Here is a 25910-nt window from a genome sequence, read left to right as displayed (position 1 = left end):
GTGGCCTGCTTAAGGGGAAGTGTTTTCGTCCGACCCCCCCTTATAGCAGTTACGACTCGTCCTGTCCAGAAGCGGATGCCGCTTCCACCTCCTGTTCACCCTCCGTCTTCGGCGGGGTTCCCTCGTGGAAGACGAGCGCTTCGTTTCCGCGGTCCACCAGGATCCGGTCCCCTTTTTTGAAACGGCCGGCGAGGATCTCCTCGGAGAGAGGATCCTCCACCCGCTGGCGGATCACCCGGCGGAGCGGACGGGCGCCGTTGGCCGGATCGAACCCGTTCTCGACGATGTACTCCCTCCCGTCGGGGGTGAGTTCGATCTCGTATCCCCGCTCGGAGAGGCGCACCTGCACTTCGCGCATCAGGATGTCGACGATGGCGTACATGTCCTGCCGCTCGAGGGAGCGGAAGACGATCGCCTCGTCGATCCGGTTGAGGAACTCGGGATTGAAGGTCTTCCGCATCTCGTCGGTGATCTGATTCGACATCACGGTGTGCTTCGCCTCCAGGTCGGCGCGCTGGAAGCCCACCGTGCCCCCCTGGGTGATCTTGCGGGCGCCCAGGTTGGAGGTCATGATGATCACCGTGTTGCGGAAGTTGACGCGCCGGCCGAAGCTGTCGGTCAACACGCCGTCCTCCAGAACCTGGAGCAGGATGTTGAACACGTCCGGGTGGGCTTTCTCGATCTCGTCCAGGAGAACGATCGAGTAGGGCTTGCGCCGCACCTTCTCGGTCAGCTGGCCCCCCTCCTCGTGGCCCACGTAGCCCGGAGGCGCGCCGACCAGCCGGGAGACGGCGAACTTCTCCATGTACTCGGACATGTCGATGCGGATCAGCGCGTCCCTGTTGTCGAAGAGGAACTCGGCCAGCACACGGGCCAGCTCGGTCTTGCCGACGCCGGTGGGGCCGAGGAAGATGAAGGAGCCGATCGGCCGTTTCGGGTCCTGCAGGCCGGCGCGGTTCCGGCGGATCGCCTTGGAGATCGCCTCCACCGCCTTGTCCTGGCCCACGATCTTGCGGCGGATCTCGTCTTCCATGTGGAGGAGCTTCTGCGACTCCTTCTCCTCCATCTTGTGCACCGGCACGCCGGTGATGCTGGAGACGACGGCGGCGACGTCGTCCACGTCGACCACCGCTTCCTTCTCCTGCTTCTGGGCGTTCCAGTCCTTCTGGAAATCCTCGAGATCCTGCTGGAGGTTCTTCTCCTGGTCGCGCAGGTTGGCGGCTTTCTCGAACTCCTGGTTGCAGATCGCCGCTTCCTTCTCCTGCGTGACGTTGTGGAGTTTCTTCTCCATGTCCGAAAGGTCCTGCGGAATGGCGCACACCGACAGGCGCGCCCGCGAGCCCGCCTCGTCGATGATGTCGATCGCCTTGTCCGGCAGGAATCGATCGTTGATGTATCGGTCCGCCAGCCTCGCCGCCGCCACGATCGCCTCGTCGGTGATCTTGGCGCGGTGGTGCGCTTCGTACTTGTCCCGGAGGCCCCGGATGATCTCGATCGTTTCCTCCACGGAAGGCGGATTGATGGTGATCATCTGGAAACGCCGCTCCAGCGCGCCGTCCTTCTCGATGTGCTTGCGGTACTCATCGAGAGTCGTGGCGCCGATGCACTGCAGCTCGCCCCGGGCGAGGGCGGGTTTCAGCATGTTCGAGGCGTCGATCGCCCCCTCGGCGCCGCCGGCGCCGACGATGGTGTGCAATTCGTCGATGAAGATGATCACGTTTTCCGATTCGCGGATCTCGTTCATCACCGCCTTGAGCCGCTCCTCGAACTGGCCGCGGTATTTGGTGCCCGCCACGATCGAGGCGAGGTCGAGGGTGACCAACCGCCGGTTCATCAGGATGTGGGGCACGTTGTGGCTGGCGATGCGCTGCGCCAGTCCCTCCGCCACGGCGGTCTTGCCGACGCCCGGCTCGCCGACCAGGGCGGGGTTGTTCTTCTTCCGCCGGCAGAGAACCTGGATGACCCTCTCGATCTCCTCGCCGCGGCCGATGACCGGATCCAGTTTTCCCTCGCGGGCGTACTGCGTCAGGTCGCGGCCGAACTGGTCGAGCGCCGGCGTCTCGCTCTTCTGAGGCTGCGCCGCCGTCTGGCCGGGGGAAGTCGCGCCGCCGAGGAGCTTGAGCGTCTCCTCGCGGACCTTCTTTTTGTCCGCGCCCAGGTCGATCAGCGCGCGGGCCGCCACCCCTTCCCCCTCGCGGATCAGGCCGAGGAGAAGGTGCTCGGTTCCCACGTAGCTGTGGCCGAGGAGGCGCGCCTCCTCCACCGCCAGCTCGAGGACCCTCTTCGCCCGAGGCGTGAACGGAATCTCGCCGACGGTGAGCGTACCGCCGCTCCCGGAGACCATGTTCTCCACCGCCTGGCGAATCTGATCGAGGTCGAGGCCCAGGTTGCTCAGCACGGTCGCGGCGATCCCCTCCCCCTCCCGGACGATGCCGAGAAGGAGATGTTCCGTGCCGATGTAGTCGTGCTGCAACCGCCCCGCTTCCTCCCGGGCCAGGTACATCACCTTCCGTACCCGTTCCGTGAATCGATCGTGCATGCTTCCCCCCTCCAGCGGGTCTTCCTTCCGGTCCGAGTCGAGAGGCCGTCCGGGCGGGCTCTCCACGGAATCCGATGACAATTCGTAAGTTAATCCGGAGCGTCCACCGGCGCCACAACCGCCGCCGGTTCTCCCCCTCCCACGGATCGGCTCCAGGGGGGGAAATCGTAAGCGATCTTTTTAGTTACTGCTAAGCATCGCGCGGACCCGGTTGGCCCGCCGGACGTCCCTCTCCGGCGGTTCCAAGGCGCCGCCTGCCTCCTTCTGCAGGTGCGCCGGGAGGGTCTCGATCATCAGACGGTTCAGCGTCGGAATCGGCGTTTGTTCGAGGATCCCGATGGTCGCGCCGAAACGGACCGCCGAGAGAAGGCTGAGGACCTCCTGAGAGGAGACGACGCGGCAGTGGGTCAGGAGGCCGTAGGCGCGGTACACCTTGTCCTCCACCTGCGGGCGGAAGCTCTCGAGAAGCGATTCGCTGGCGCTCCTCTCGTGGTCGATGATCTGGCGCGTGACCCGGCCGAGACTGTCCAGTGTGTCCGCCTCGCTGACGCCGAGAGTGGTCTGGTTGGAGATCTGGTAGAAGTTCCCGGTCATCTCGCTGTGCTCGCCGAACATTCCCCGCACCGCCAGGCCGACCTGGGTGATGCCGCGGAGCACCTTGGAGATCTGCTTGGTGAGCGCCAAGGCGGGGAGGTGAATCAGCACCGAGGCCCGCATCCCCGTGCCCGTGTTGGTCGGACAGGCGGTCAGGAAACCCCACTCCTCGGTGTAGGCCACGTCCAACCTCTCGCTCATCTCGTCGTCGATTCGGTCCGCGGTCCGCCACGCCCCGTCCAGCTCGAAGCCGGGGCGCATCGATTGGATCCGCATGTGATCCTCTTCGTTGATGAGGACGCTGACCCTTTCCCCTTCGCCGATCGCGACGCCTCGGGGGCCCCGTCCGGCCGCCAGATCCTGCGAGATGAGGCGGCGTTCCAGAAGGAAGCGGTTCTCCAACGGGTCGGACCGATCCACGCGGACGATTCTCGATTCCCGGAGGGCTTCGGTCTCCCGAGCCGCTTTTTCCACCGATCCGAAGACCGTCTCTTTCTGCTCGTCCGTCGCCGTTTGGGAGAAGGGGATCCCCTTCACGTTCCGGGCGAGGCGGATCCGGCTGGAGAGAACGATCGCCGGTTCGGCGCCGTCGCCGTCGAGCCAGGCGGGAGGATCGGGGAAACCGTTCGGGGGAATCATGCCTCCTCCTCGCTTTCGAGGCGCCGGATCTCGTCCCGGATCCGCGCCGCCTCCTCGTACTCCTCGCGGCGGACGCAGGCGTCAAGACGCTCCTTCTTGTTGCGGATCTCGCGGGCCCGCCGGTGCTCCTCCCCCGCCTGCCGGGGGATCTTCCCCAGATGACGGCGGCTTCCATGGATCCGCCGGAGGAGCGGCACAAGCGGTGCCTGGAAGGCGTCGTAGCAGTGGGCGCAGCCGAGACGGCCGGAGGCTTTGAAACGGGCGTAGGTGAGACCGCAGTGATCGCAGCGGAGGGGTTCCGCCCCCTCGCCCAGCTCTCCCTGCGCCTCTTCCGCCATGCCGGCCAGCAGATTGGGCGTGCCGATCCCCCCCGCCCCGCCCGAGACGGTGAACCCCTTCTCGGAGGCGCATTGATCGCAGAGGTGCATCTCCCGGACCTGGTCGTCCTTGATCTCCGTGTAGTGGACCGACGCCTCCCTCTCCCCGCACTTATCGCACTTCATCGGCTTGCCCCCCTATCCCGCCGGTCCTCCTCCACCTCGAGCGATCCCTCTCGCAACCGGAGCCTCCTGTCCGCCCGCTTGGCGAGCCGCTCGTCGTGGGTCACGATGACGAAGGCCTGGCCGAAACGCTCCCGCAGCTCCCAGACGAGGTCGTGCAGGGCCGTACTGTTCCGGCCGTCCAGGTTTCCCGATGGCTCGTCCGCCAACACCACCCGGGGCCGGTTCGCGAGCGCCCGCGCGACGGCGACCCTCTGCTGTTCCCCCCCGGAGAGTTCCGAGGGGAGATGGCCCGCGCGCGCGCCGAGGCCGACCGCCCGGAGCAGTTCTCCCGCGCGCCCATCCGCGTCCCGCCCGCCGTTGCCGATGCGGATCGGAAGCGCCACGTTCTCCAGGGCGGTGAACTCCGGGAGGAGATGGTGAAACTGAAACACGAACCCGATCATCCGGTTCCGAACCCGGGAGATCTCCCGGTCGCCGAGTCGGAATACGTCATGGCCGCCCAAGAGGACCGTGCCGGCGCTCGGCCGGAGGATCGCACCCAGGATGTGCAACAGGGTGCTCTTCCCGACGCCCGAGTCGCCGACCACGGAGAGAATCTCCCCCTCTTCCACGTCCAGGTCGACGCCGCGGAGCACATCGAGTTCCTCCTCGCCCGAGCGGAACCGCTTGCACAGCCCGCGGGCGGAGAGCACCGGTCCGCCGTTTCGGTTCTCTTCGTTCATCGCCTGATCACTTTACTCGTAACGAATTGCCTGCAACGGATCGAGACGCGAAGCCTTCCAGGCCGGGTAGAGCGTCGCGGCGAAGCAGATCGCCATCGCCGCCGCGGCCACCCGAACGAAGTCGGCGGGATCCATTTGCACCGGCAGCGAGTCGATGAAATAGACGTCCGCCGGGAGGGGGATGAACTTGTACCGCTCCAGGAGCCAGCAAACGGTCCATCCGCCCAGAAGGCCGAGCGCGGTCCCGAGGGCGCCGATGATCGCCCCCTCGAGGACGAAAACGGCCAGCACTCCCCGGAGGCTCGCGCCCATCGACTTGAGCACCCCGATCTCCCGGGTCTTCTCCATCACCACCATGATCAATGTACTCGCGATATTGAACGCCGCAACCAGGATCACCAGCGCCAGGATGACGAACATCACCCTTTTTTCGGTGCTCATCCAGGAGAAGAGGGTCCGGTTCAGGTGGATCCAGTTGTTCGCCCGGAAGGGTGGGGCGCCGACGCGCTCCAGAATCCGGTCCGCCACGATCGGCGCCCTGTATGCGTCCTGCACCCGGATCGCCACGCCGGTCACCTTCTCCCCCATCCCGAGGAACTCCCGCGCGGCGTCGATCGGGACCAGCGCGAGATTGGCGTTGTACTCGTACATGCCGGAATCGAAGAAGCCGGCGACGCGGAAACGCATCATTTTGGGGACCGTGCCGAAGGGGTTTCTCGCCGTGTTCTGGAAGGAGGCGAGGATCACCGTTTCACCGCTCAGCGTTCCCAGGTCGAGGGCGAGTTCCCGGCCGAGCAGGATCGGCGGCGGCGACCCGGGTTCCCAGGTGAGGTCCGCGTCGGAGGGGACGGTGCGGGAGAGAAGCTCCGAGACGCGCGGCTCGCCGGCGGGATCGATCCCCTTCACGGCGATGCCGTCCTGTTCCTCGCCCGCCTGGATCATCGCCTGGGTGTACACGAAGGGAGAGGCGCCGACCACTCCGTCCGTTTCCGTCACCTCACGGAGGAGTTCCTCGTCGGCGACGAAGGGCTCGTTGCCGTACTTCAGCAGGATCACGTGGGCGTTGGTGCCGATGATGCGGGACTTGACCTCCTGCTCGAAGCCGTTCATCACCGCGAGCACGACGAGGAGCGCGGCGACGCCGACGAAGACGCCGAGCACCGAGATCAGCGTGATGATCGGCACGAACCCGAGGCTGCTCTTGGAACGGAGGTGCCGCCGGGCGATGAAGAAGGCATATCCCATGGCGTCATTCCGGGACTTCGGGGCGGAGCTGCGGGAAGAGGAGCACGTCGCGGATCGAGGGTTGATCGGTCAGGATCATGGCGATCCGGTCGATGCCGAGGCCGAGCCCGCCGGTGGGAGGCATGCCGTGCTCCACGGCGCGGAGGAAGTCCTCGTCCATCTGCTGCGCCTCCTCCCCCTCGACTCCGGCGAGCCGTTTCTGTCCCTCGAAACGGCGGCGCTGTTCCACCGGATCGTTCAGCTCGGAAAAGGCGTTGCCGATCTCGATGCCGAAGAGGAAGGGCTCGAAGCGCTCCACCACGCCGGGACGGTCGGGGCGTTCCTTGGCGAGCGGCGAGATCGCCTTCGGGTGGTCGATGACGAAAGTGGGCTCCTCGAGGCCCGGCTCGATCCAGGTCTCGAAGAGCTTGTCCATCAGGCCGCCCACGCTGGCGTCCTCCGGGATCTCCACGCCGCTCCGGGCGAGGGCGCGGCGCAGCTCCGCCTCGTCCGTCTCCAGCGCCGGCCGGCCGAGCCTTTCCGACAGGGCGTCCACGAAGGAGAGGCGCCGCCAGGGACGGCCCAGGTCCGCTTCCTTTCCGCCGTAAACGATCCGGGTGGTGCCGCACAGTTCCAGCGCCAACTCGCGGAGCAGATCCTCCACCAAAGCCATCATGTCGTTGTAGTCCCGGAACGCCTCGTACAACTCGAGCTGCGTGAACTCCGGGTTGTGGGTCCGGTCGATCCCTTCGTTCCGAAAATCCTTGGCGATCTCGTAAACCTTCTCCAGGCCACCGACGATGAGACGTTTCAGGTAAAGCTCGTCGGCGATGCGGAGATAGAGCTTCATGTCCAAAGCGTTATGGTGGGTCGTGAAGGGGCGCGCCGAAGCGCCGCCGTAGATCGGCTGCAACGCCGGCGTCTCCACCTCCAGGAAGCCGCGCTCGTCGAGGAAGCGCCTGGTCCGGCGGATCAGCGCCGCCCGCTTGCGGAACACCTCCACCACCTCGGGGTTGGCGATCAGGTCGAGGTAGCGGCGGCGGTAGCGGATCTCTTTGTTGGTGAGGCCGTGCCACTTCTCCGGAAGGGGGAGGAGCGATTTGGAGAGCACCGTGAAAGAGGAGACGTCGATCGACATCTCGCCCGTCTTGGTTCGAAAAGGGGCGCCGGTCGCCCCGACCCAGTCTCCCGGCTCGAGGCGTTTCCAGGCGTTGTACGCCTCCTCGCCGACGTTGTCGCGGCGGAGGTAGAGCTGGATCGTCCCGGTCCTGTCCCGGAGATGGGCGAAGCACGCCTTCCCCATCCGCCGGATCGTCATGATCCGTCCCGCGGGCGAAACAGGCGTTCCCGCCTCGGCGAACTCGTCGAAGCGATCGCGGATCTCCACCGCGGTCCTGTCCCTGTCGAAACGAGCCGGGTAGGGATCGATCCCCATCTCCCGGAGGGCTTGCAGCTTCTCCAACCGGACCCGGAACAGACTCTTCTCCTCGGACAAGGCCCTCTCCTCTTTCCCGGGGTGTCGCGCGACGGCGGGGGGATATGCGGACGCGCCGCGCGTCCCCCCGCCGGGAACGGCCTCACCTTAGGGGCACCGCCCCCCTCGCGTCAAGCGGGGCGGGACACGGCGCGGCCTAGCCCTTTTTGCCGCCCCCGCCGCCCGACCGGAGGCGGAGGAACGCGTCGATGAACCGGTCGATCCCGCCGTCCATCACCGCCTGCACGTTCCCGCTCTCTTCGCCGGTCCGGTGGTCTTTCACCAGCGTATAGGGCTGGAACACGTAGCTGCGGATTTGGTTTCCCCAGGCGATGTCCTTCTTCCCCTCCTCCTGCTCCGCCCGCTTTTTGTCCTCTTCCTCGATCTTGAGCGCCATCAGGCGCGCTTGAAGCACCTTGAGGGCGTTCGCCCGGTTGCGGTGCTGGGAGCGTTCGCTCTGGCAGGAGACGGTGATTCCCGTGGGGATGTGGGTGATCCGCACCGCCGAGTCGGTCTTGTTCACGTGTTGCCCGCCCGCGCCGCTCGCCCGGAAGGTGTCGATCCGGATCTCGCTCTCCTGGATCTCCACGTCCTCGATCTCTTCGGGCTCGGGATAGACGAAAACGCTGGCGAAGCTGGTGTGGCGGCGATGGGCCGCGTCGAAGGGGCTGATCCGGACGAGCCGGTGCACCCCCGATTCGGCTTTCAATAATCCATACGCGTAGGGACCGCGGATCTCGAGCGTGACGCTCTTGATCCCCGCCTCGTCCCCCGCGAGCAGGTCGAGAAGGGATCGCTGGAAGCCGCGCGCCTCCGCCCAGCGCTGGTACATGCGCAGCAGCATCTCCGCCCAGTCCTGAGACTCGGTGCCGCCGGCGCCGGGGTGGATGGTGAGGATCGCGTTCCCCGGGTCCTCGGGCGAGCTGAGCAGGCTTTTCAGCTCCGATTGATGAATCAGCTCGGCGAGCCGCTCGAGTTGCTCCTTCAGTTCATGCTCCAGCTCGGGGTCTTCGCCGCCCTCCAGGGCCATGTCCAGGAGAACCTTGGCGTCTTCCTGCGCCGTTCGGAGCCGGCCGAACTCCTCCACCACCCGCTTGTCCGCGGAAAGGGCTCGGGTCGTCTCGCCCGCCCGGTTCCGGTCGTCCCAGAAATCGGGGGCGCTCATCCTCTCTTCGCATTCGGAGATCCGTTTCTTTCGTCCGGCGACGTCAAAGGTACCCCTCGAGCTCGTCGATCCGCCGCCGGCTCGCTTCGATGGTCTGCTTCACTTCCTTGGGATCCCACATCGTCGAACCTCCTCTATTCCGCGTCGCGCCGGGCGCAGCGGGAGGGGCCCGGCGCGATGGCGTCCCAGACGCGACGGGCCTTCCACTCCAGCTCACTCCGGTCGCCGTTGTTCTCGATGACGAAGTCCGCCTTCGCCGCTTTGGACGATTCGCTCTCCTGGCTCTCCACGCGGCGGATCGCCTCTTCGAGGGAAACTCGATGCCGCTCCGCCACGCGCCGCGCGCGCGTCTCCTGGCGGGCGATCACCGTCACGATTCGGTCCACGCGCTCTTGGAGACTCCACTCGAAGAGAAACGCCGCGTCCAGGACGACGAGACGCTCTTCGCCGCCGCGGGCCTTCTCGATCTCGGCGATGATCCGCTCCCGGAGGAGGGGCTGCACGATTCGATCGAAGGCGAGCCGCTTCTCCCCGTCGCCGAAGACGGCGCGGCCGAGGAGGAATCGGTCCACCTCGCCGTCGGGGCCGGTCACCTCCGGGCCGAGCGCGCCGGCGATCCTCCGGCGCACCGCCTCGTCCTCCTCCCAGACCTCTCGGCCGATCCGGTCCGCGTCGATGCGGCGGCCCTTTCCCCAGAGGGCGAAGAGTTCCGCCACCGACGTTTTGCCGGCGCCGGTGTTGCCGGTGACGGCGACGATCACGAAGCTCCCTCCATGCCGTGCGCCTCGAGCCAGTTCCGCCCCGCCCCCGCGTCCACCGTCAGCGGGACCAGGAGTTCCATTCGGCTTTCCATGATCCGGCGGGCGAGGCCCGTCGCCTCCTCCCGCTCCCCGTCGGGCGCCTCGAAAACCAACTCGTCATGAACCTGCAGAATCATACGAGTCTCCATCTTCTTCCGCAAGAGCGCCCGGTCGATCTCGATCATGGCGAGCTTGATCAGGTCCGCCGCCGAGCCCTGAATCGGCGTGTTCACCGCCGTCCGCTCGGCGAAGGCGCGGATCCGCGCGTTCCGGTCGTTCATATCGGGCAGGTTTCGGCGACGCCCGAGGATCGTCTCCACCCAGCCGCGTTCCCGCGCCTCCGCGACGGTCCGCTCCAGCCACCCCTTCACCAACGGGTAGGCGCGGAAGTAATCGTCGATGAAGTCCTGCGCCTCGCCGCGACCGATGCCGAGTCGAGTCGCCAGCCCGAAGGCGCCCATGCCGTAGAGGATCCCGAAGTTGACCGCCTTGGCGCGGGAGCGCATCTCGCCGCTCACCTCCGACTCGTCCAGGCCGAAGAGGGTCGCCGCGGTGCGCCGGTGGATGTCCGTTCCCTCCCGGAAATCGCGGATCAGCGCCTCGTCCCCGGAGAAGTGCGCCAGGATGCGGAGTTCGATCTGAGAATAGTCGAGTGACAAAATGATTCGGTCCGAACCGCCGGCGATGAATGCGCGCCGGATCTTGCGGCCCGGGGCGGTGCGGATCGGGATGTTCTGCAGGTTCGGGTCCGACGAGGAGAGCCGTCCCGTGGCGGTAACGGTCTGATTGAAACTGGTGTGGATCCGCCCCGTTTCCGGGTGAACCATCTTGGGAAGGGCGTCCACGTACGTGCTCCGCAGCTTCTCCACCTGGCGGTACTCGAGCAGCTTCGCGGGGAGCGGGTGCATCGGCGCCAGCTCCTGCAGCACCTCCGTGTCGGTGCTGAACCCCGTTTTGGTTTTCTTCACCGGTTTCAGGCCGAGCTTCTCGAAGAGAATCTTCTGGAGCTGCTTCGGCGAGTTCAGGTTGAAGGGCTCGCCCGCGAGGCGGTGGATCGCTTCTTCCATGCCGGCGATCTCCTCCGCCATCTCCCTCCCCATTCCCTCCAAAAAGGGAACGTCCAACGCCACGCCGGTCATCTCCATCCGCCGGAGCACGTCCGACAGGGGAATCTCCACGTCCCGAAAGAGGGTGGTCAGCCCCGTCTCCTCCAACATCGGCCCGAAACGCTCGGCGAGACGGAGCGCGAAGTCGGCGTCCTCGCAGGCGTAGTCCCGGGCCTCCTCCGCCGTCACCCGGTCCATGGTGGTCTGAGCGCGGCCGGAGCCGATCACCCGGTCGATGGGAATCATTTTGTGATTCAACTGAATAAGGGCGAGGTGGTCCAGGCCGTGCTGCCTCTGCCCCGGGTCGAGAAGGTAGGAGGCGATCATGGGATCGAAGGCGATCCCCTTCACCGGCATGCCTTCCTTCTCCAGAACGATGGCGTCGTATTTGGCGTTTTGCGCCGTCTTGGGGAGGGAGGCGTCGGCGAGGAGCGGACCGAGGATCTCCCGGACCGTTTCGAGCGGGATGTTCCCCTCTCCGGCATGGCGCACCGGCACGTACCACGCCTCGCCGGCGTGTCGGGCGAGCGAGATGCCGACCAGCTCCGCGCGCATCGGCTCCACGGACGTGGTTTCCGTGTCGAAGGCGAAGCGCCCCGCCCCGCGAAGCGATTCCGCGATCCGCTCCAGATCCTCCCGGTCCGCCGCCAGGGCGTAGCGGGTCGACCGCTCCTCGGGTGGCGAGCCGATCTCGTCGAGCAGGCGGTGGAACTCGAACTCGCGAAAGAGGGGCGCCGCGCGGCTCGCGTCGATCTCGCGACGCTCCAGATCCTCCAGCGCCGCGCCGACCGGCGCGTCGGTGCGGATCGTCACCAACTCCCGGGAGAGGCGGACATCGTCCAGGTGGGCGCGAATCTTCTCACCCAGCTTCCCCGGGATCCGTTCCGGGTGTTCCAGGATCGTTTCCAGAGAGCCGTGAGCGATGAGGAGCTTCGCCGCGGTTTTGGGACCCACGCCGGGGACGCCGGGGACGTTGTCGCTCGTGTCGCCGGAGAGGGCCATCAGATCGACGATGAGCCGCGCCGGCACGCCGGAGCGGTCCTCCACCGCCGCGTCGTCGGCGACGGATCGGTCCTCGTCCTTGCTCGGGACGGTCACCGACACGCCGGGGCGGACGAGCTGGAGAAAATCCTTGTCACCCGAATAGATCTCCGCTTCGATTCCCGCTTCGGCGGCGCGGAGGGCGAGGGTGCCGATCAGGTCGTCCGCCTCGAAACCCTCGCCGGAGAGGACCGGCACGGAGAGAGCTTCCACCAGCTCGATCGCCCGGGGGATCTGCTCGATCAGCTCCGGCGGCGCGGCGGCGCGGTTCGCCTTGTACTCGGGATAGATTTCGTGCCGGAAGGTGGGTTTCCCCGTGTCGATCACGAAAGCGACATAGTCCGGTTTCTTCTCCCGCAGCAACTTGAGGAGGGTGTTCGCCACGCCGAAGGCGACGCTCGTCTCCTCCCCCCGGGAGGTGCGGAGCGGGTTGCGGATGAAAGCGTAGTAGGAGCGAAAGATCAGGGCGGACCCGTCCACGAGCAGAAGCCGTTTGGCCATGTCATCGTCTCCTTCGCGCCACGAGGAGGGCCCCCCCCGCTTCGGTGATCTCCACCTCGAGGAAGGTCCCCGCCGGCGCGCTCTCCCCGGGAATCAACACCGCGCCGTCGATGTCCGGCGCGTCCGCCTCGCTCCGCGCCCAGAGGCCGTCCTCGTCGCCGCCGTCCACCATCACATCGAGGCGCGCGCCGACGAGGCGGCGCCCCCGCTCCTCCAGGATCTCCTCCTGCAGTGTGACCAGCTCCTGGTGCCGCTCGCGGGCGGTCTCTTCGGGGACCGGATCGGGGAGGCGCGTCGCCGCGGTTCCCTCCTGGGGGGAAAAGCGGAAGACGCCGAGCCGATCGAAAGCCGTTTCGGCGATATAATTTCGTAGCTCAAAAAAATCCGCCTCGCTCTCGCCCGGGAAGCCGACCATGATTTCGCTTCGGAGGGTGATCTCGGGCGCGCGCTCCCGGATGCGCGCGATCTTCCTCCGGAGGTCGTCCCCCGTCATCCCCCGTCCCATGAGGCGGAGCATCCTGTCGGAGACGTGCTGGATCGGCACGTCCAGATAGCGGCAGGCGGCGCCGGAGGCGAGGCGGTCGAGGAGGAGATCGTCCACCGTTTCGGGATGGCCGTAGAGAACGCGGATCCAGCGGACCTCACGGACCTCGGCGAGGCGGTCGATCAGCCCGGCGAGACCGGCCGGCTCCCCCAGGTCCCGTCCCCACGCGGTGGTCTCCTGCGCGACGAGGACCAACTCCCGGGCGCCACGGGCCGCCAGGGCCCGCGCCTCCCGCTCCAGGGACTCCGCCGGGCGGCTCTCCAGTCGTGTTCCCCGAAAAGAAGGGATGGAGCAGAAGGTGCAGGTTCGCCCGCACCCCTCGGCGATCTTCAGGTAGGCGGTGTGCTTCGCGCCGAGGGGGATCCGTCCCTCACCGATCCGGTCCGGGTCGGGAGCGGGGAGGGCGCGCTCGGTATCGCCGCCGTCCTCCCCTTCGAGAAGGCGCCGCGCTTCGACGCCGACGAGGTGGAGAGAACGGACCCCGATCACGCCGTCGATCTCCGGCATCTCCCGCATCAGCTCGGCGCCGTAGCGCTCGGCCATGCAGCCGGTGACGAGCAGTTTGCGTCCCCCCTTCGCGGCGCCCGCGTCGAGGATCGCCTCGATGGATTCCTCCTTCGCTTCGTCGATGAAGGTGCAGGTGTTCACCACGATCAGGTCGGCCCGCTCCGGGTCGTCCGTCGCCTCCAGCCCCTCCCGCGCCAGAATGCCCGCCATCGCCTCGCTGTCCACGTCGTTCTTGGGACAGCCGAGGGTTAGGATATAAACCTTGTTCTTGTTCGGTTCGCGCATCGATTTTCCCTCGATCAAGATAGCACGGCCGGAAGGGGGAGGAAAGCGCCGCGGCGGTGGGTCCGGATGGCGTGAGCGAGCGGCCGAAAACCGGCGTGGCTCTCTTTCGGGAAACGGAGCGCTTCGGCGGCGCCGGGGATCGACCGGAGGCAGAAGAAGAACGCGACGCCGGCGTCGAGGAGGACCGCGCCGGCGCGCACCGCCCTACTCGCCCGTCTCCGCCGGCTCGGCGTCCGCTCCTTCCCGCGCCCGGAGCCACTCCTCGTCGACAAGCACCTCCCGCGCCTTGGAGCCCTCGAAGGGGCCGACCACGCCGGCGTCTTCCAGGAGATCCACCAGGCGCGCCGCCCGGGAGTAGCCGACCCGGAGGCGCCTCTGCAGGAGCGAGACCGAGCCCTGGCCGGAACGGATCACGATGCGCGCCGCCTCGTCGAAGAACTCGTCCTCCCGGTCTATCTCCAGGCCGCCGCCCGACTCGCCCCCCTCCTCGTCGAGGAGCACCGTCCGCTTGTCCTTCGGTTGGTACCCCTGCTCCTTGAGGAATGTGACGATCTCGGTGGTCTCCTCGGTGGTGATGAAGGCGCCGTGGATCCGGCTCACCTCCGGGCGGCCGCTGAAGACGAAGAGCATGTCTCCGCGGCCGAGGAGCTTCTCGGCGCCGTTGGCGTCGATGATAGTGCGGGAATCGATCTTGGAGGCGACCTGGAACGCGATTCGCGAGGGGAAATTCGCCTTGATCACGCCGGTGATCACGTTCACCGAGGGGCGCTGCGTCGCCAGAACCAGATGGATACCGACGGCGCGCGCCATCTGCGCGAGCCGCGCCACGGAGTCCTCGATCTCGTTCGGCGCCGTCAGGATCAGGTCGGCGAACTCGTCGATCACCACCACCAGGTAGGCGAGCGGCTCCAACACGATCCCCTCGTCCTTGATCTCCTGGCTCTCGCGAAGCCGCGGGAGCTGCCGGTTGTACTCGAGGATGTTCCGTACCCCCACCCGGGCGAGCAGCTTGTAGCGCCGCTCCATCTCGAAGACCGCCCAGCGGAGCACCCGCGCGGCCTCCTTCGCGTCGGTCACCACCGGCGTCAGCAGGTGGGGGATCCCGTTGTATACGGCCATCTCGAGCATCTTCGGGTCGATCAGGACCAGGTGCACCTCTTCCGGGGCGGCGCCGTAGAGAAGGCTGGTCAGGATCACGTGGATGCAGACGCTTTTCCCCGCGCCGGTGGCGCCGGCGATCAGCAGGTGGGGCATCTCTTCCAGACTGACGCAGAAGGGGCGCCCGCCGATGTCCTTCCCGAGGGCCACCGTGAGGGTGCTCGATCTCTCGGCGTATTCCACTGAGGTCAGAATCTCTTTGAGATAAACCGTTCGCGTCTTCGGGTTCGGGATTTCGACTCCCACCGCTCCCTTTCCGGGAATCGGCGCGACGATACGGATCCGTTTGGCGCGGAGCGCCAGGGCGAGATCGTCGGCGAGCCCGGCGATCTGCTGCACCTTCACGCCCGGCGCGGGCTCCAGCTCGAAACGGGTGATCACCGGCCCGGGGTGGACCTCCGTCACCCGCGCCCGGACGCCGAAGTCCTTGAGCACTTCCTCGAGGCGGGCGGATTGGTCGCGGAGATAGGCTTCCGCCACCGTCGGCTCCTCCACGGGAGGGTCGCCGAGGAAACCGATCGGCGGGAAGAGGTATTCCTTCTCTCCGCGGGCGGCGCGGCGCTTCTTCGGCACCGCGTTCTTCACCGTCCGCGGCTTCTCGGCGCGCACGATCGGCGGCGCATCCCCTTCTTCCCCGCCTTCTTCCTCCGCCGTTTCCCCTTCCGGTTCTTCCTCCTCCTCGTCCCCCTCCTCTTCCTCCTCCTCCATCCCCTCCTCGTCCGCCCATTCCTCTTCGGCGACCGACTCCTCCTCCGCGTCGAGGACGGCTTCCTCCGCGGCGCGTATCGCCTCTTTCTCGGTGCGGGCCGCCTCCCTCTCGGCCCGGGCGGCTTCGCGGTGCCGCGCGATCCATGCGCGACCCTCGTGGAAGCGCGCCGCCAGCGCGCCGCCGACGCTCCGCAGGAGTCGCAGGATCCCGCCCGGGATCCGGCGAAGGACGCTGGAGCCGGCCGGCGCCGAGGGACGGGGAACGCTGATGTCGTAAAGCGCGATCAGTACGACGAGGAGGAAGGTGACGCCGATCAGCGTGGAGCCGAGGGCGCCGAACATGCGGTCGGTGAATCCGAAGAGCGCCGACCCCAGTCCCCCGCCCACCTCGGCGAGCTTCTCCGCGGAGACGTGAAAGAAGAGCCTGCCGGCGGAGAAGACCAGAAGGGCGAAGGTGATCAACAGACTGAGAAAGAGGACGAGGTGCCTGAGAAGCGATCGGAGCGATCCGGCGGTGAGGCGGTTCCAGCCGAGACGGAGAAAAGCGACGGGAACGAGCCAGGCGCCGAATCCGAGGAAACCGATGAGGGCGCATGAGATGGCCCGGTTGAAGCGTCGGAGGTCCCCCCCGTCGCCTCCCCGGTGCTGCACGAGGCCGATGGCGACCAAAAGGCCGAGCGAGACGAGGAGAACGCCGAGGATCTTCCGTTCGCGGTCGGCCGTCGCGGGCCGGCCGCCGCTCTTGCCGCCGTTCCTTGCCACCTACACTTTTCCCCCGTGAAACTCCTCGACCAAACGACGGGCCGCCTCCTCCGGGTCCGGGGCGCCCCAGACGGCGGAGACCACCGCCATGCCATCCATCCCGCGGGCCGCCGTTTCCGAAGCCCGGCCTGCGTCGACCCCGCCGATCCCCACCAGAGGCAGAGCGGTCGCCTCTCGGATCTCGCGGATCCTATCGGTCGGTAGTGGGGTCAACTCCGGCTTCGTGTCCGTTCGGAACTGGGGGCCCACGCCGAGATAGGACGCCCCCTCCCGCTCGGCCCGGCGGGCGGCTTCGGCGTCCCGCACGGTGGCGCCGACGATCGCCTCGGGACCGAGGAAGCGGCGCGCATCCCGGACGGGAAGATCGTCCCGTCCGACGTGAACGCCGCGTGCGCCGACGAGGGCGGCCACGTCCGCCCTGTCGTTGACCAGAAAGGGGAGCCCGGCGGCGCGCGCCGCCCGGCCCGCTTCGCGAACGTAGCGGATCCAATCGCCGGTGACAAGCCCTTTCACGCGGATCTGCAGCCAGGTGGCGCCTCCGCGCGCCACCGCCGCGATGCGTTCATCGAGCATTTCCGGGGGAACGAAAGAGCCGTCCACGATGACGAGGAGCGTCCAGTCCACGGTGGGTTCCGATTTCCCCCGGGGCGGGGACGGTTCCGGCCGCGCGGGGTTCTTCAGGGCTTCAGTATCCGGCCGTCTTGAACGACCGGCACGATGGGGACCGTGTCGATTCGGGAGCAGAGTTCCACGTCTCTCTCGAAACCTTGCTCCGCGAGCGCCTTTCCCGCCTCGGTCCCTCTCAGGATCGCGGGGAGGTCGCCGCCGGCGCTGCGGAAGAGGAACTCGGCGCTCCGGCCGGCGTCATTCGCGTCCAGCGGGAGGCCGCGGTTTCGAATGCCGCTCACCAAGGCGCCGGCGCAGAGCGCGTCCTCCAGGGCGAAACGGCCGTTCCGCCCGGCGCAGATGACGATCCAATCGTCCTCCCGGGCGACGCGCTCCACCAGAGCGCCCAGGTTCACCAGCGAGGCGAGCAGGATCTCCTTCGCTCCGTCGCACCGGGCCACCGAAGCGGGACCGTTGTTGGTGCTCATCAGGAGCGTTTTCCCTCCCACCGTCTCCGGCGTGTATTCCTCCGGCGAGTTGCTCAGCTGGTAGCCGTCGAGGCGCTTCCCGCAGAGGAGCGTCTCCTTCCGATCCAGGCTTCCCATCAGCCGGGCCACGTCGTCGGTGGAGGCGACCGGGATGATCCTCTCCGCCCCGGCCTGCAAGGCGCAGGCGACGGTGGTGCAGAAACGGAGCACGTCCACCACGACCGCCCGTTTCCCCTTCACCGTCTTGTCCCCCATTTCGAGGGGGGTGAAGTGCAGATCCAAACGGATCGCGTCTTCGCTCATACAGCGCGGCTCTCCCGCTTCTCCTCATCGTTCTCGCGGTTCTCCAGGAAGGCCACATCGTGGGTCCCTTCCCGGAAACGGGGGTGGTCGAGAATCTCCAGTTGGAAAGGAATCGTGGTCTTTACGCCCTCGATCACGCACTCGTTCAGGGCGCGGCGCATGCGCGCGATCGCCTCGTCGCGGCAGCCGCCGCGGGCGATCACCTTGCCGAGGAGGGAATCGTAGTGAGGGAGCACCTCGTAGCCGACGTGGGCGTGCGAGTCGACGCGGATCCCGGGCCCGCCCGGCGAGTGGAAGGTGCGGACGACGCCGGGGGACGGGGCGAACCCGCGCTCCGGGTCCTCCGCGTTGATCCGGCATTCGATGGCGTGGCCGGTGAGAACCACGTCCTCCTGCCGGTAAGGGAGAGGCTCGCCGGCCGCGACGAGAATCTGGGTCTTCACCAGGTCGATGCCGGTCACCTCCTCGGTCACCGGGTGCTCCACCTGTATCCGCGTGTTCATCTCCATGAAGTAGAACCTCCCCTCGCCGTCGAGGAGAAACTCGATGGTGCCGGCGCCGCGGTAGCCCACATGGTGGACCGCCCGCACCGCCGCCCGCCCCATCGCCTCGCGTGTCTCTTGGTCCAGCACCGGGCAGGGGGACTCCTCGATCAGCTTCTGGTGGCGGCGCTGGATGGAGCAGTCTCTTTCGCCCAGGTGGATCGCCGCGCCGTAATCGTCGGCGAGCACCTGGATCTCGATGTGCTTCGCCCCCTGCACCAGCTTCTCCATGTAGAGGCCGGGGTCGTCGAAGGCCTTCTCCGCCTCGGCGCGGGCGAAGGGGATCGCCTCGGCGAGGGAACGATCGTCCCAGACGATGCGCATCCCCTTCCCCCCTCCGCCGGAGGCGGGTTTGATCAGGATCGGGTAGCCGAGTTCGCGGGCGATCCGGAGCGCTTCGGTGTCGGATTCGATGAGCCCTTCACTGCCGGGGATGACGGGCACCCCCGCTTCGATCATGGTGCGGCGGGCCGCCGACTTGTTCCCCATCCGGCGAATCACCTCCGCCGGGGGCCCGATGAAGCGGATGCCGCAGGACTCGGCGATCTCGGCGAAACGGGGGCTCTCGGCGAGGAAGCCGTAACCCGGATGGATCGCGTCCACGCCGCTGATCTCCGCGGCGGCGATGATGCGCGGGATATTCAGGTAGCTCTGCGAAGCCGGCGTGGGGCCGACGCAAACGTCCTCATCGGCGAAGCGGACGTGAAGGGAATCCTGATCGGCTTCGGAGTAGACCGCCACCGTCTCGATGCCCAGTTCCTGGCACGCGCGGATCACGCGCAAGGCGATCTCTCCTCGATTGGCAACCAAGACCTTCCGGAACATGGAAGGCCCTCCTTTCCTGTTCGGGCGGGGCGGACCACCGGATCAGGGCTCCAGCTTCAGGTCCTCCCCCTCCTCCTCCGGGGGGGCGGCCGACCTCCCCTCGAAATAGTCCCAGCTCTTGTCCGATGTCGCCTCGATCCCGCGCACCCGCAGCTCGAATTCGTTCGGATTGGAAGAGTGCCGGAGCGCGTCCTCGAAGGAGATGGCGTTTTCCTTGAACAGCTTCATCAGCGACTGATCGAAGGTCTGCATGCCGTATTCGGTGAATCCGTCCTGCATGGCCGAGCGGATCAGCGTGGTTTTCTCCTGATCTAAAATGTAGTCGCGGATCGTGGCCGTGGCGACCAGAACCTCCGTCGCCGGGACCCGGCCCACCTTGTCGGCGCGGCGGATCAGGCGGAGGGAAACGATGGACTGGAGGCAGGAGGCGAGCAGGAACCGGATCTCCTTGTGCTGGTGGGGCGGGAAGAAGGAGATCACCCGGTTGATGGTCTGCATCGCGTCGATGGTGTGGAGGGTGCTGAACACCAGATGGCCCGTGTTGGCCGCCGTCAGCGCCACGCCCATGGTCTCCATGTCCCGGATCTCGCCGATCAGGATCACGTTCGGGTCCTGTCGGAGGACGTGTTTCAGCGCGTCGCGGTAGCTGTGCGTGTCGTCCCCCACCTCGCGCTGGATCACCAGCCCCTTTCGATCGGTGTGCACGAACTCGATCGGATCCTCGATGGTGATCACCTTGGCGTTCCGGGTCCGGTTGATCCGGTCGATCATGGCCGCCAGGGTCGTCGACTTGCCGCTCCCCACCGTGCCGGTCAGCAGGACCAGGCCCCGGGGCTTTCCGGCAATGTCGCCCAGCACCGGCGGCAGGTTCAGCTGATCCAGCGACGGGATCTCGAAGGGGACCCACCGGAAGGTCATGGCGAGCGTGCCGCGCTGGGTGTGGAAGTTCGCCCGAAAACGGGCCACGTCCGGAATGTTGATGGCGAAATCGACTTGAAGGTCCCGCTCCAGAATGTCCTTCTGGTGCGAGGTGAGCACCTGGTCCGCCATCATCAACAGATCCTCCGGCCCCAGGGGCGGGAGGTCGGTCCGCTTCAGCTCGCCGTCGATCCGGTAGGTCGGCGGCGCATCCACCTTGATGTGAAGGTCCGACGCCCGCAGGCGAACCATCTCGTTCAGGAGGGATCGGATTTCGATCAACACGCACCTCCCATCGCCCGGCGGGGCCGGACGGAAACGCTAGGCCGGGGAGAGCAGGAACAGCGGTTGTCCGTACTCGACGGGTTGCCCGTTCTCCACGAGAATCTTCGCGATCCGCCCGTCCGATTCGGACTGGATCTCGTTCATCAGTTTCATCGCCTCGACGATGCAGACGGTCTGGCCCTTGTGCACCAGGTCGCCGAGCTTCACGTACGGTTCGGCGTCGGGAGCCGGCGCGGAGTAGAAAGTGCCCACCATGGGGGCCGGCACCGGAGTCAGGTTGGAGACGTCCACTTCTTCCGAAACCGCGCCGCCCGCGGCGGCGGAAGGGAGCGGAGCGGCGGACGGGGAAGCCCCGCCGTGGATCACCGCGGGATGGACCGCGCCGGCGACCTTCTTGGCGATGCGCACCCTCTTCCCCCAGGGATAGTCGTGGATCTCGATCTCCTCGATCTCGCTTTCCTCCACGATCCGGATCAGCTTTCGCAGTTCATCGCTTCGCACGTCGCGCTCCTTCCTACGACGAGACCCGCTCCACGTAGGAGCCGGTGCGGGTGTCCACCTTGATCATTTCCCCCTCCTCGATGAAGAGGGGCACCTGCACCACGGCCCCGGATTCCAGCGTGGCCGGTTTCGTTCCGCCCGAGGCGGTGTCGCCCCGGACGCCCGGATCGGTCCGTTCTATCCGCAGGACCACGAAGGTGGGGAGTTCATAATTGATCGCCTTCCCGTCGTTCATCATCACGTCGATGGTGATTCCCTCTTTGAGGTACTGTACCCCTTTGCCGAGGAACTCCGCGGAGAAACCCAATTGGTCGTAGGTCTCCGCGTTCATGAAGAAGTACTCACCGCCCGCTTCGTATAGGAACTGCATCGGCGTCCGCTCGAGACGGACGTCGTCGAACTTCTCACCCGCCCGGAAAGTCCGGTCCACCACGGAACCGCTCACGGCGTCGCGCAGCTTGATCCGGACGAAGGCGCCCCCCTTCCCCGGCTTGACGTGTTGGCGCTCCAAGATCGTCCAGAGAGCGCCTTCCAGTCGGATCACGTTTCCCGACCTCAGGTCCATCGCACCGATCATTTTCCCTCATCCTTTTTGGCGAGAGCGTCTAAAGCCCGCACCGCGAGCAGATAGCTCTCTCCGCCGAAACCCAGGATCTTTCCGACCACGAGATCCTCGATCATCGATTGCCTCCGGAACGGCTCCCGGGCGTAAACGTTGCTCATGTGAACTTCCACCACCCGGGCGTCCAGCGAGGCGACCGCTTCCCGCACCGCGACGCTCGAGTGGGTCCAGGCGCCCGCGTTCAGGACCACGCCCGCGCTTCCCGCTCCCCGGTCTCGGAGGAGACGCACCATCTCCTCTTCCCGGTTGGTCTGATGGATCTCGGCTTCGTATCCAAGCGCGACGACGAGCGACCGGATCTCTTCATCGATCTCTTCGAGCGTTTTCCGGCCGTACCACTCCGGCTCACGGGTCCCGAGCTTGTCGAGATCCGGTCCGTGCAGGACGACGATTCTGGCGACGCGCTTACCACCCATCGTCCCGGCCGCCCCTCAGGCCGCGCTCAGCTTTCTCTTCAGCCGCTCGATCCTCTCTTGGACGTCCGGCCGATCCGGCTGGAGGCGGAGTACGCGGTCGTAGATCAGGAGCGCCTTCTCGAAGAATCCCTGCTGCTCGAAAACCTCCGCCATGGAGAAGGTGAAGAAGGCGATCTCCTCCACGCTCTCCGCCGTCCCCTCCGCAGGAGGTTCCCCGTCCGCCCGGTTCTCCTCGCGCCGCTTCTCCTTCTCCTCCAGGCTCCTGCGGTGTTCCGCTTCGGCCAGTCTGCGCGCGGCGATCCGGTTCCCCGGATCGAGCTGCACGACCTCCTGAAACTCCTGAATCGCCTCCTCCTCCGCGTCCCCCTTCTCGAGGGCGATCGCGAGGAGCAGGTGTCCCGTGGAGTGATTCGGATGGTGCGCGAGTCCGGCCCGGCAGAGACGGATCGCTTCGTCCGTCCGCCCATCCCGGATGCAGAGATGGGCCAGACCGACGAAAGCGAGGGAGGCGGGGTCTCTATCGAGTTCCTCCCGTAGGAAATGACCGATCGTTCGGTCCCCGGTATCGGGCGCCCGATTCATCGAGGAATCCCTCCGGTATCAGTTTCCGGATTCGTCGACCCGGGGAGATGAGCAGATCTCCCGGAAGGCGCGCAAAACCGGGGAGTCCGCCACCGACTGCGGGAAGGTAGCAAAGCCGATACTCTTTGTCAATACGAATCCTACGCGGTTCCCGACCCGCTTCTTGTCCCGCCGGGTCAGGGGGAGGAGTATGCCGGGATCGAGGGGAACCCCCCCGGTCGGGAGCCCGAACCGCCGGATGAGAAGAACGACTCTCCGGCGCTCCTCTTCCGCGAGGAGCCCGAGCCGGGCGGAAAGAGCGGTGGCGGCGACCAGACCGAGGGCGACCGCCTCGCCGTGCCGGTAACGATACCCTCCCCCCGTCTCCAGCGCGTGGGCGAAGGTGTGACCCAGGTTGAGCGCCGCCCGGACGCCCGTGCGGTCCCTCTCGTCCGCGGTGACACGTTCCGCTTTCCGCCGGACCGAGCGCTCCAACACCCGCGCGAGCGCTTCCGGGTCGCGCCCGAGAAGACTCTCCGCGTCCCGCTCGAGGATCGCGAAGAGGCCGCGATCGGCGGCGACGGCGGTCTTGATCACCTCGCCGAAACCGGCGCGGAAATCGCGCGCCGGGAGCGTGGCGAGCATGTCCGGGTCGATCAGGACCGCCCGGGGCTGGTGGAAAACGCCGACCAGGTTCTTCCCCTCCGGGAGGTTGACGGCGGTCTTTCCCCCCACCGAGGCGTCCGCTTGGGCGAGGAGGGTGGTCGGGATCGTCGCCCAAGGAATGCCGCGCCTCCAAAGGGCGGCGACAAAGCCGGCCAGATCGATGAGGATCCCGCCGCCGAGCGCCACGATCGTTCGGCTGCGATTCCCCTCCTCGCGGGCGAGCGCGCCCCAGATCCGACTCGCCGTCCGGGGGGTCTTGCTCCTCTCCCCCGACCGAACGAGAAGAGTGCGCGGCGCAAGGCGGGCCGCCCGCAGGGAGCGGCGGAGACGGTCCCCGTACAGTCCGTCCACGCGCGCATCGGAAAGAAGGAGCACCGGGCCTTCCAGGCCTGCGTCCCGGAGCGCCCTCCCCGCCTCATCTAAAAGTCCCGCCCCGATCCGCACGGGATAGGAGCGCTCTCCCAGACGGACCCGGACGGTTCTCAAGAGTCCTCCGGCTCGGGCGGCGGCTTGGTGTCGAAGGTCTCCACCACAGCCTCGAGTTCCCAGAGGTAATACTTCTTGTCGTAACCGGGGGCGTAGACCGCGTAATCGAGGAAGTAGAGCCGGTTCTTCTTCTCGTCCCGGAAGGCGATGGATCGGAAGGGACCGCCGATGGTGTATTTTTCGTTCTGCCAGAGCCCGCGGATACGCACCGCTTCGTGCCCCTGGAAAGAGCCGCGGGAGGTGTGGTTGTAGTCCGGTTCCGCGAAGTCCTCGTCGTAGTGTTTCCAGGTGAGCGAGTCCCGGAGGGCGATCAGCTCCTCCTCCGTCGGCAGCGACTCGACGCCGTCCCGCCAAGAGACGAACAGCATCCGCCCCGGCCGGTCCATCTTCATCGAGAAAAAGCGCTCCCCGAGGAGGGAAACGTCCGGCGTGAAGGGGGCGGGGATCCGGATCCACCAGCCGAAGGCGTCGAAGAGCTTTCTTTCGAGGGTGCGCTTTTCCCCGCGGAAAAGGAGATACTCCAGGATCCGTTTTCGGTTCAGCTGTAAGAAGCCGTCCCGGATCCGGGAGCCGTACTGCTCCACCACGAAGGGGAGCCGCTCCCGGCTGGGAGAGAAGAGAATGGCGTGCGCCTGTTGCCTGGCCCAGGCGTTTTCGACGAAACGGAGAGCGGCGCCGCCGCTTCGCCGGATCCGGTTCACTTCCTCGCCGCCGATCAGCCGGCGCGCCTCCCGAAGCAGATTCTCGTCGCCGGAGAGGTCGACCAAGAGGAGGAAGTTCTTTCGCGTGTCGATTTCCTTGAACCCGGAAGATGTGAGCGGAATGATCTGGAAGAGCGTCTCCATCTGGACCGTCTCGAACTCGACTTCCAACTCCCGCCGGAGCGGGCGGAGAATTTCCTCGCTCGGCTCCCGTTCGGTCACCACGTAGATCTCCGCGTAGGATCCGACCGCGGGGAGAAGTCCTTCACATCCGGAGAGGAGGAGAAGAAGGGCGAGAGGAATGAGGAGGAACCGGGCGCGGGCGGAAGGGAACACCGCCTACCTCCTTGCAGTGCCGATGGACGAAACGGAAACGGTACGCCGGCTACGTTACCCTCGGGCGCGCCCGGTGTCAACCGATCCGCGGGTGTCGTGGGAATCGGTCGGCGCCCCTTCGGCGTGGGGATTCGCGGGGTGCGAGTAGTCGGGTCCCATGATCGGGTCTCCGTTCCAGTCCACCTGCCGGCCCGCGGGAGTGGGGCGAAAACGGACCGGATGAGGGGGGCCCATCTCGCCGCCGGAGACCGTGCTCATGCCGACGTTGCCTGAGCCGATCCCCCCGGGGAGAAAACTGGGGAGAGTATTCTCGCGGGTGTGGGCCGTGTCCGCGACCAGCGCGCCCGGCGCGTTCTCCCCCATCGGTGGCGCCGGCCGGTCGGCCAAGCGGGTGTACGAGAAGACCGCCACCAGAAGAAGGGCTGCGGCGCCGACGGGGAGGGGAAGCGGCATGCGGGAGAGGTCCTGCCACCAGGCGCGCCGGGGCGCCTCCTCGCGGCGGATTCTCGCGCGGAGCCGGGCCTCGAAATCTCCGGAAACCTCGACCGGCGGGAGGTTCCGTACCTGCCGGTAGAGGCTTCGATAGGAGTTCCAGGCCTTCCGGCATTCCGGGCATGCGTCCAGATGCCGCTCCAGATCCCTCTTAGAATCTCCTTCAAGTATTTCGTCGAAATACTCGGAAAAACGCTGTTTTGCTTTCTTGCAGTCTCTCATTTTCACACTCGTCCGGTGGTTCCTTCCTATCCAGTGCCGAACGTTTCACCCAGGATGGGCTCCACGAGTTCCTTAAATTTTTGCCTCGCCCGGTTCATTCGCGATTTTACCGTACCTTTCGGAACCTTAAGGATTTCGGCGATTTCTTCGTAGGTCAGTTCCTGCACGTCCCGGAGGACCAGGACGGTTCGGTAGCGGACGGGGAGGCGTTTCAAGGTCCGGTGAATGATCTCGTTCAGCTCCCGGTCGGAGGCGTCATCGTCCGGTCGCGAAGACTCGTCCGGGATATCGTAGGTCCCCTGGTCGGAGTCGGTGGCGGCGCCGAAACCGTCCAGTGAGACGAGGCGCTTTCTCTTGGTGTTGCGGAGTTCGTTCCGGGCCACGTTGAGGGCGATGGTGTAGATCCAGGTGGAGAAGCGGGCGATGGAGCGGTAGCGGGCGGCGTTCCGGTGGACCCGCAGGAAGGTCTCCTGGGCCACGTCCTCCGCTTTGGCGTAGTCCCCCACCACGCGGTAGGCGGTGCTGACGATCTTGTTCTTATAGCGATGCACCAGCTCGGTGAAGGCGTCCTCCTCCCCCTGCTGGTAGAGGAGCATCAGCTCTTCGTCGGTGACGCGCGGCTCCGATGTGGATCCCCTGCCGGTCATGGCCTCTCCCCGCGTCGCGGA

At 66.7% G+C, this 25910-nt stretch carries 24 protein-coding genes; all 24 read right to left on the bottom strand.

Features of this window, described 5'->3' with window-relative positions; genetic code table 11:
* Window positions 1-49: 49 nt before the first annotated feature.
* The 24 genes from JW958_06585 to JW958_06470 all read right to left on the bottom strand — a co-directional run bounded on the left by JW958_06585 (window position 50) and on the right by JW958_06470 (window position 25889).
* Entirely contained in the window at window positions 50-2539 is a 2490-nt protein-coding gene (locus tag JW958_06585) for an ATP-dependent Clp protease ATP-binding subunit (protein MBN1825917.1), read from the bottom strand.
* A 180-nt stretch (window positions 2540-2719) separates the two neighbouring features.
* Window positions 2720-3772, bottom strand: coding sequence for a protein arginine kinase (locus tag JW958_06580; protein ID MBN1825916.1), 1053 nt, complete (start codon window positions 3770-3772; stop codon window positions 2720-2722).
* Window positions 3769-4275, bottom strand: coding sequence for a UvrB/UvrC motif-containing protein (locus tag JW958_06575; protein ID MBN1825915.1), 507 nt, complete (start codon window positions 4273-4275; stop codon window positions 3769-3771). Before JW958_06575 ends, JW958_06580 begins: the two co-directional genes overlap by 4 nt.
* Complete coding sequence (locus tag JW958_06570; GenBank protein ID MBN1825914.1) at window positions 4272-4997, bottom strand: ABC transporter ATP-binding protein; 726 nt, start codon at window positions 4995-4997, stop codon at window positions 4272-4274. Before JW958_06570 ends, JW958_06575 begins: the two co-directional genes overlap by 4 nt.
* Before the next feature lie 12 nt (window positions 4998-5009).
* Window positions 5010-6242, bottom strand: a complete 1233-nt coding sequence (locus tag JW958_06565) for an ABC transporter permease (GenBank protein MBN1825913.1) — start codon at window positions 6240-6242, stop codon at window positions 5010-5012.
* Window positions 6243-6246: 4 nt separating this feature from the next.
* A complete protein-coding gene (gene lysS, locus JW958_06560; GenBank protein MBN1825912.1) occupies window positions 6247-7656 on the bottom strand; it encodes a lysine--tRNA ligase in 1410 nt (469 codons plus the stop codon).
* A 196-nt stretch (window positions 7657-7852) separates the two neighbouring features.
* Entirely contained in the window at window positions 7853-8881 is a 1029-nt protein-coding gene (prfB, locus tag JW958_06555) for a peptide chain release factor 2 (GenBank protein MBN1825911.1), read from the bottom strand.
* Between the two features lie 113 nt (window positions 8882-8994).
* Window positions 8995-9621 carry a dephospho-CoA kinase gene (locus tag JW958_06550; protein ID MBN1825910.1) on the bottom strand — a complete coding sequence of 209 codons (627 nt, stop codon included), beginning with the start codon at window positions 9619-9621 and terminating at the stop codon, window positions 8995-8997.
* Window positions 9618-12308, bottom strand: a complete 2691-nt coding sequence (gene polA / locus JW958_06545) for a DNA polymerase I (GenBank protein ID MBN1825909.1) — start codon at window positions 12306-12308, stop codon at window positions 9618-9620. The genes JW958_06550 and polA overlap by 4 nt, the downstream gene beginning before the upstream one ends.
* Window position 12309: 1 nt before the next feature.
* Window positions 12310-13644, bottom strand: coding sequence for a 30S ribosomal protein S12 methylthiotransferase RimO (gene rimO / locus JW958_06540; protein MBN1825908.1), 1335 nt, complete (start codon window positions 13642-13644; stop codon window positions 12310-12312).
* A 14-nt stretch (window positions 13645-13658) separates the two neighbouring features.
* Window positions 13659-13844 carry a hypothetical protein gene (locus JW958_06535; GenBank protein ID MBN1825907.1) on the bottom strand — a complete coding sequence of 62 codons (186 nt, stop codon included), beginning with the start codon at window positions 13842-13844 and terminating at the stop codon, window positions 13659-13661.
* A 4-nt stretch (window positions 13845-13848) separates the two neighbouring features.
* The gene (locus tag JW958_06530; protein ID MBN1825906.1) at window positions 13849-16272 is read right to left on the bottom strand and encodes a DNA translocase FtsK 4TM domain-containing protein; all 2424 of its coding nucleotides are present in this window, start codon (window positions 16270-16272) and stop codon (window positions 13849-13851) included.
* On the bottom strand, window positions 16273-16896 hold the full coding sequence (gene thiE / locus JW958_06525) for a thiamine phosphate synthase (GenBank protein MBN1825905.1): 624 nt from the start codon (window positions 16894-16896) through the stop codon (window positions 16273-16275). It lies immediately after the preceding gene.
* Between the two features lie 53 nt (window positions 16897-16949).
* Window positions 16950-17669, bottom strand: a complete 720-nt coding sequence (locus JW958_06520; GenBank protein ID MBN1825904.1) for a 2-phosphosulfolactate phosphatase — start codon at window positions 17667-17669, stop codon at window positions 16950-16952.
* Complete coding sequence (accC, locus tag JW958_06515; protein MBN1825903.1) at window positions 17666-19036, bottom strand: acetyl-CoA carboxylase biotin carboxylase subunit; 1371 nt, start codon at window positions 19034-19036, stop codon at window positions 17666-17668. The genes JW958_06520 and accC overlap by 4 nt, the downstream gene beginning before the upstream one ends.
* Before the next feature lie 42 nt (window positions 19037-19078).
* Window positions 19079-20233, bottom strand: a complete 1155-nt coding sequence (locus JW958_06510; protein ID MBN1825902.1) for a type IV pilus twitching motility protein PilT — start codon at window positions 20231-20233, stop codon at window positions 19079-19081.
* Between the two features lie 42 nt (window positions 20234-20275).
* Entirely contained in the window at window positions 20276-20740 is a 465-nt protein-coding gene (gene accB, locus JW958_06505; protein MBN1825901.1) for an acetyl-CoA carboxylase biotin carboxyl carrier protein, read from the bottom strand.
* 13 nt (window positions 20741-20753) lie between these two features.
* Window positions 20754-21317, bottom strand: coding sequence for an elongation factor P (gene efp, locus JW958_06500; GenBank protein ID MBN1825900.1), 564 nt, complete (start codon window positions 21315-21317; stop codon window positions 20754-20756).
* Window positions 21314-21778 carry a 3-dehydroquinate dehydratase gene (locus tag JW958_06495; protein MBN1825899.1) on the bottom strand — a complete coding sequence of 155 codons (465 nt, stop codon included), beginning with the start codon at window positions 21776-21778 and terminating at the stop codon, window positions 21314-21316. Before JW958_06495 ends, efp begins: the two co-directional genes overlap by 4 nt.
* 15 nt (window positions 21779-21793) lie before the next feature.
* Window positions 21794-22360 (bottom strand): tetratricopeptide repeat protein, encoded by a 567-nt coding sequence (locus tag JW958_06490; protein MBN1825898.1) that lies wholly within the window; start codon window positions 22358-22360, stop codon window positions 21794-21796.
* 18 nt (window positions 22361-22378) lie between these two features.
* Entirely contained in the window at window positions 22379-23491 is a 1113-nt protein-coding gene (aroB, locus tag JW958_06485) for a 3-dehydroquinate synthase (protein ID MBN1825897.1), read from the bottom strand.
* Entirely contained in the window at window positions 23488-24528 is a 1041-nt protein-coding gene (locus JW958_06480; protein ID MBN1825896.1) for a DUF4837 family protein, read from the bottom strand. The genes aroB and JW958_06480 overlap by 4 nt, the downstream gene beginning before the upstream one ends.
* 54 nt (window positions 24529-24582) lie before the next feature.
* Complete coding sequence (locus JW958_06475) at window positions 24583-25242, bottom strand: zf-HC2 domain-containing protein (protein MBN1825895.1); 660 nt, start codon at window positions 25240-25242, stop codon at window positions 24583-24585.
* A 26-nt stretch (window positions 25243-25268) separates the two neighbouring features.
* Entirely contained in the window at window positions 25269-25889 is a 621-nt protein-coding gene (locus JW958_06470; protein ID MBN1825894.1) for a sigma-70 family RNA polymerase sigma factor, read from the bottom strand.
* Window positions 25890-25910: the final 21 nt, after the last annotated feature.

Source organism: Candidatus Eisenbacteria bacterium (genome assembly GCA_016930695.1).
Classification (GTDB): domain Bacteria; phylum Orphanbacterota; class Orphanbacteria; order Orphanbacterales; family Orphanbacteraceae; genus JAFGGD01.
Note: the sequence above shows the minus strand (reverse complement) of the source record. Positions and strands in the feature narration are given on the sequence as shown.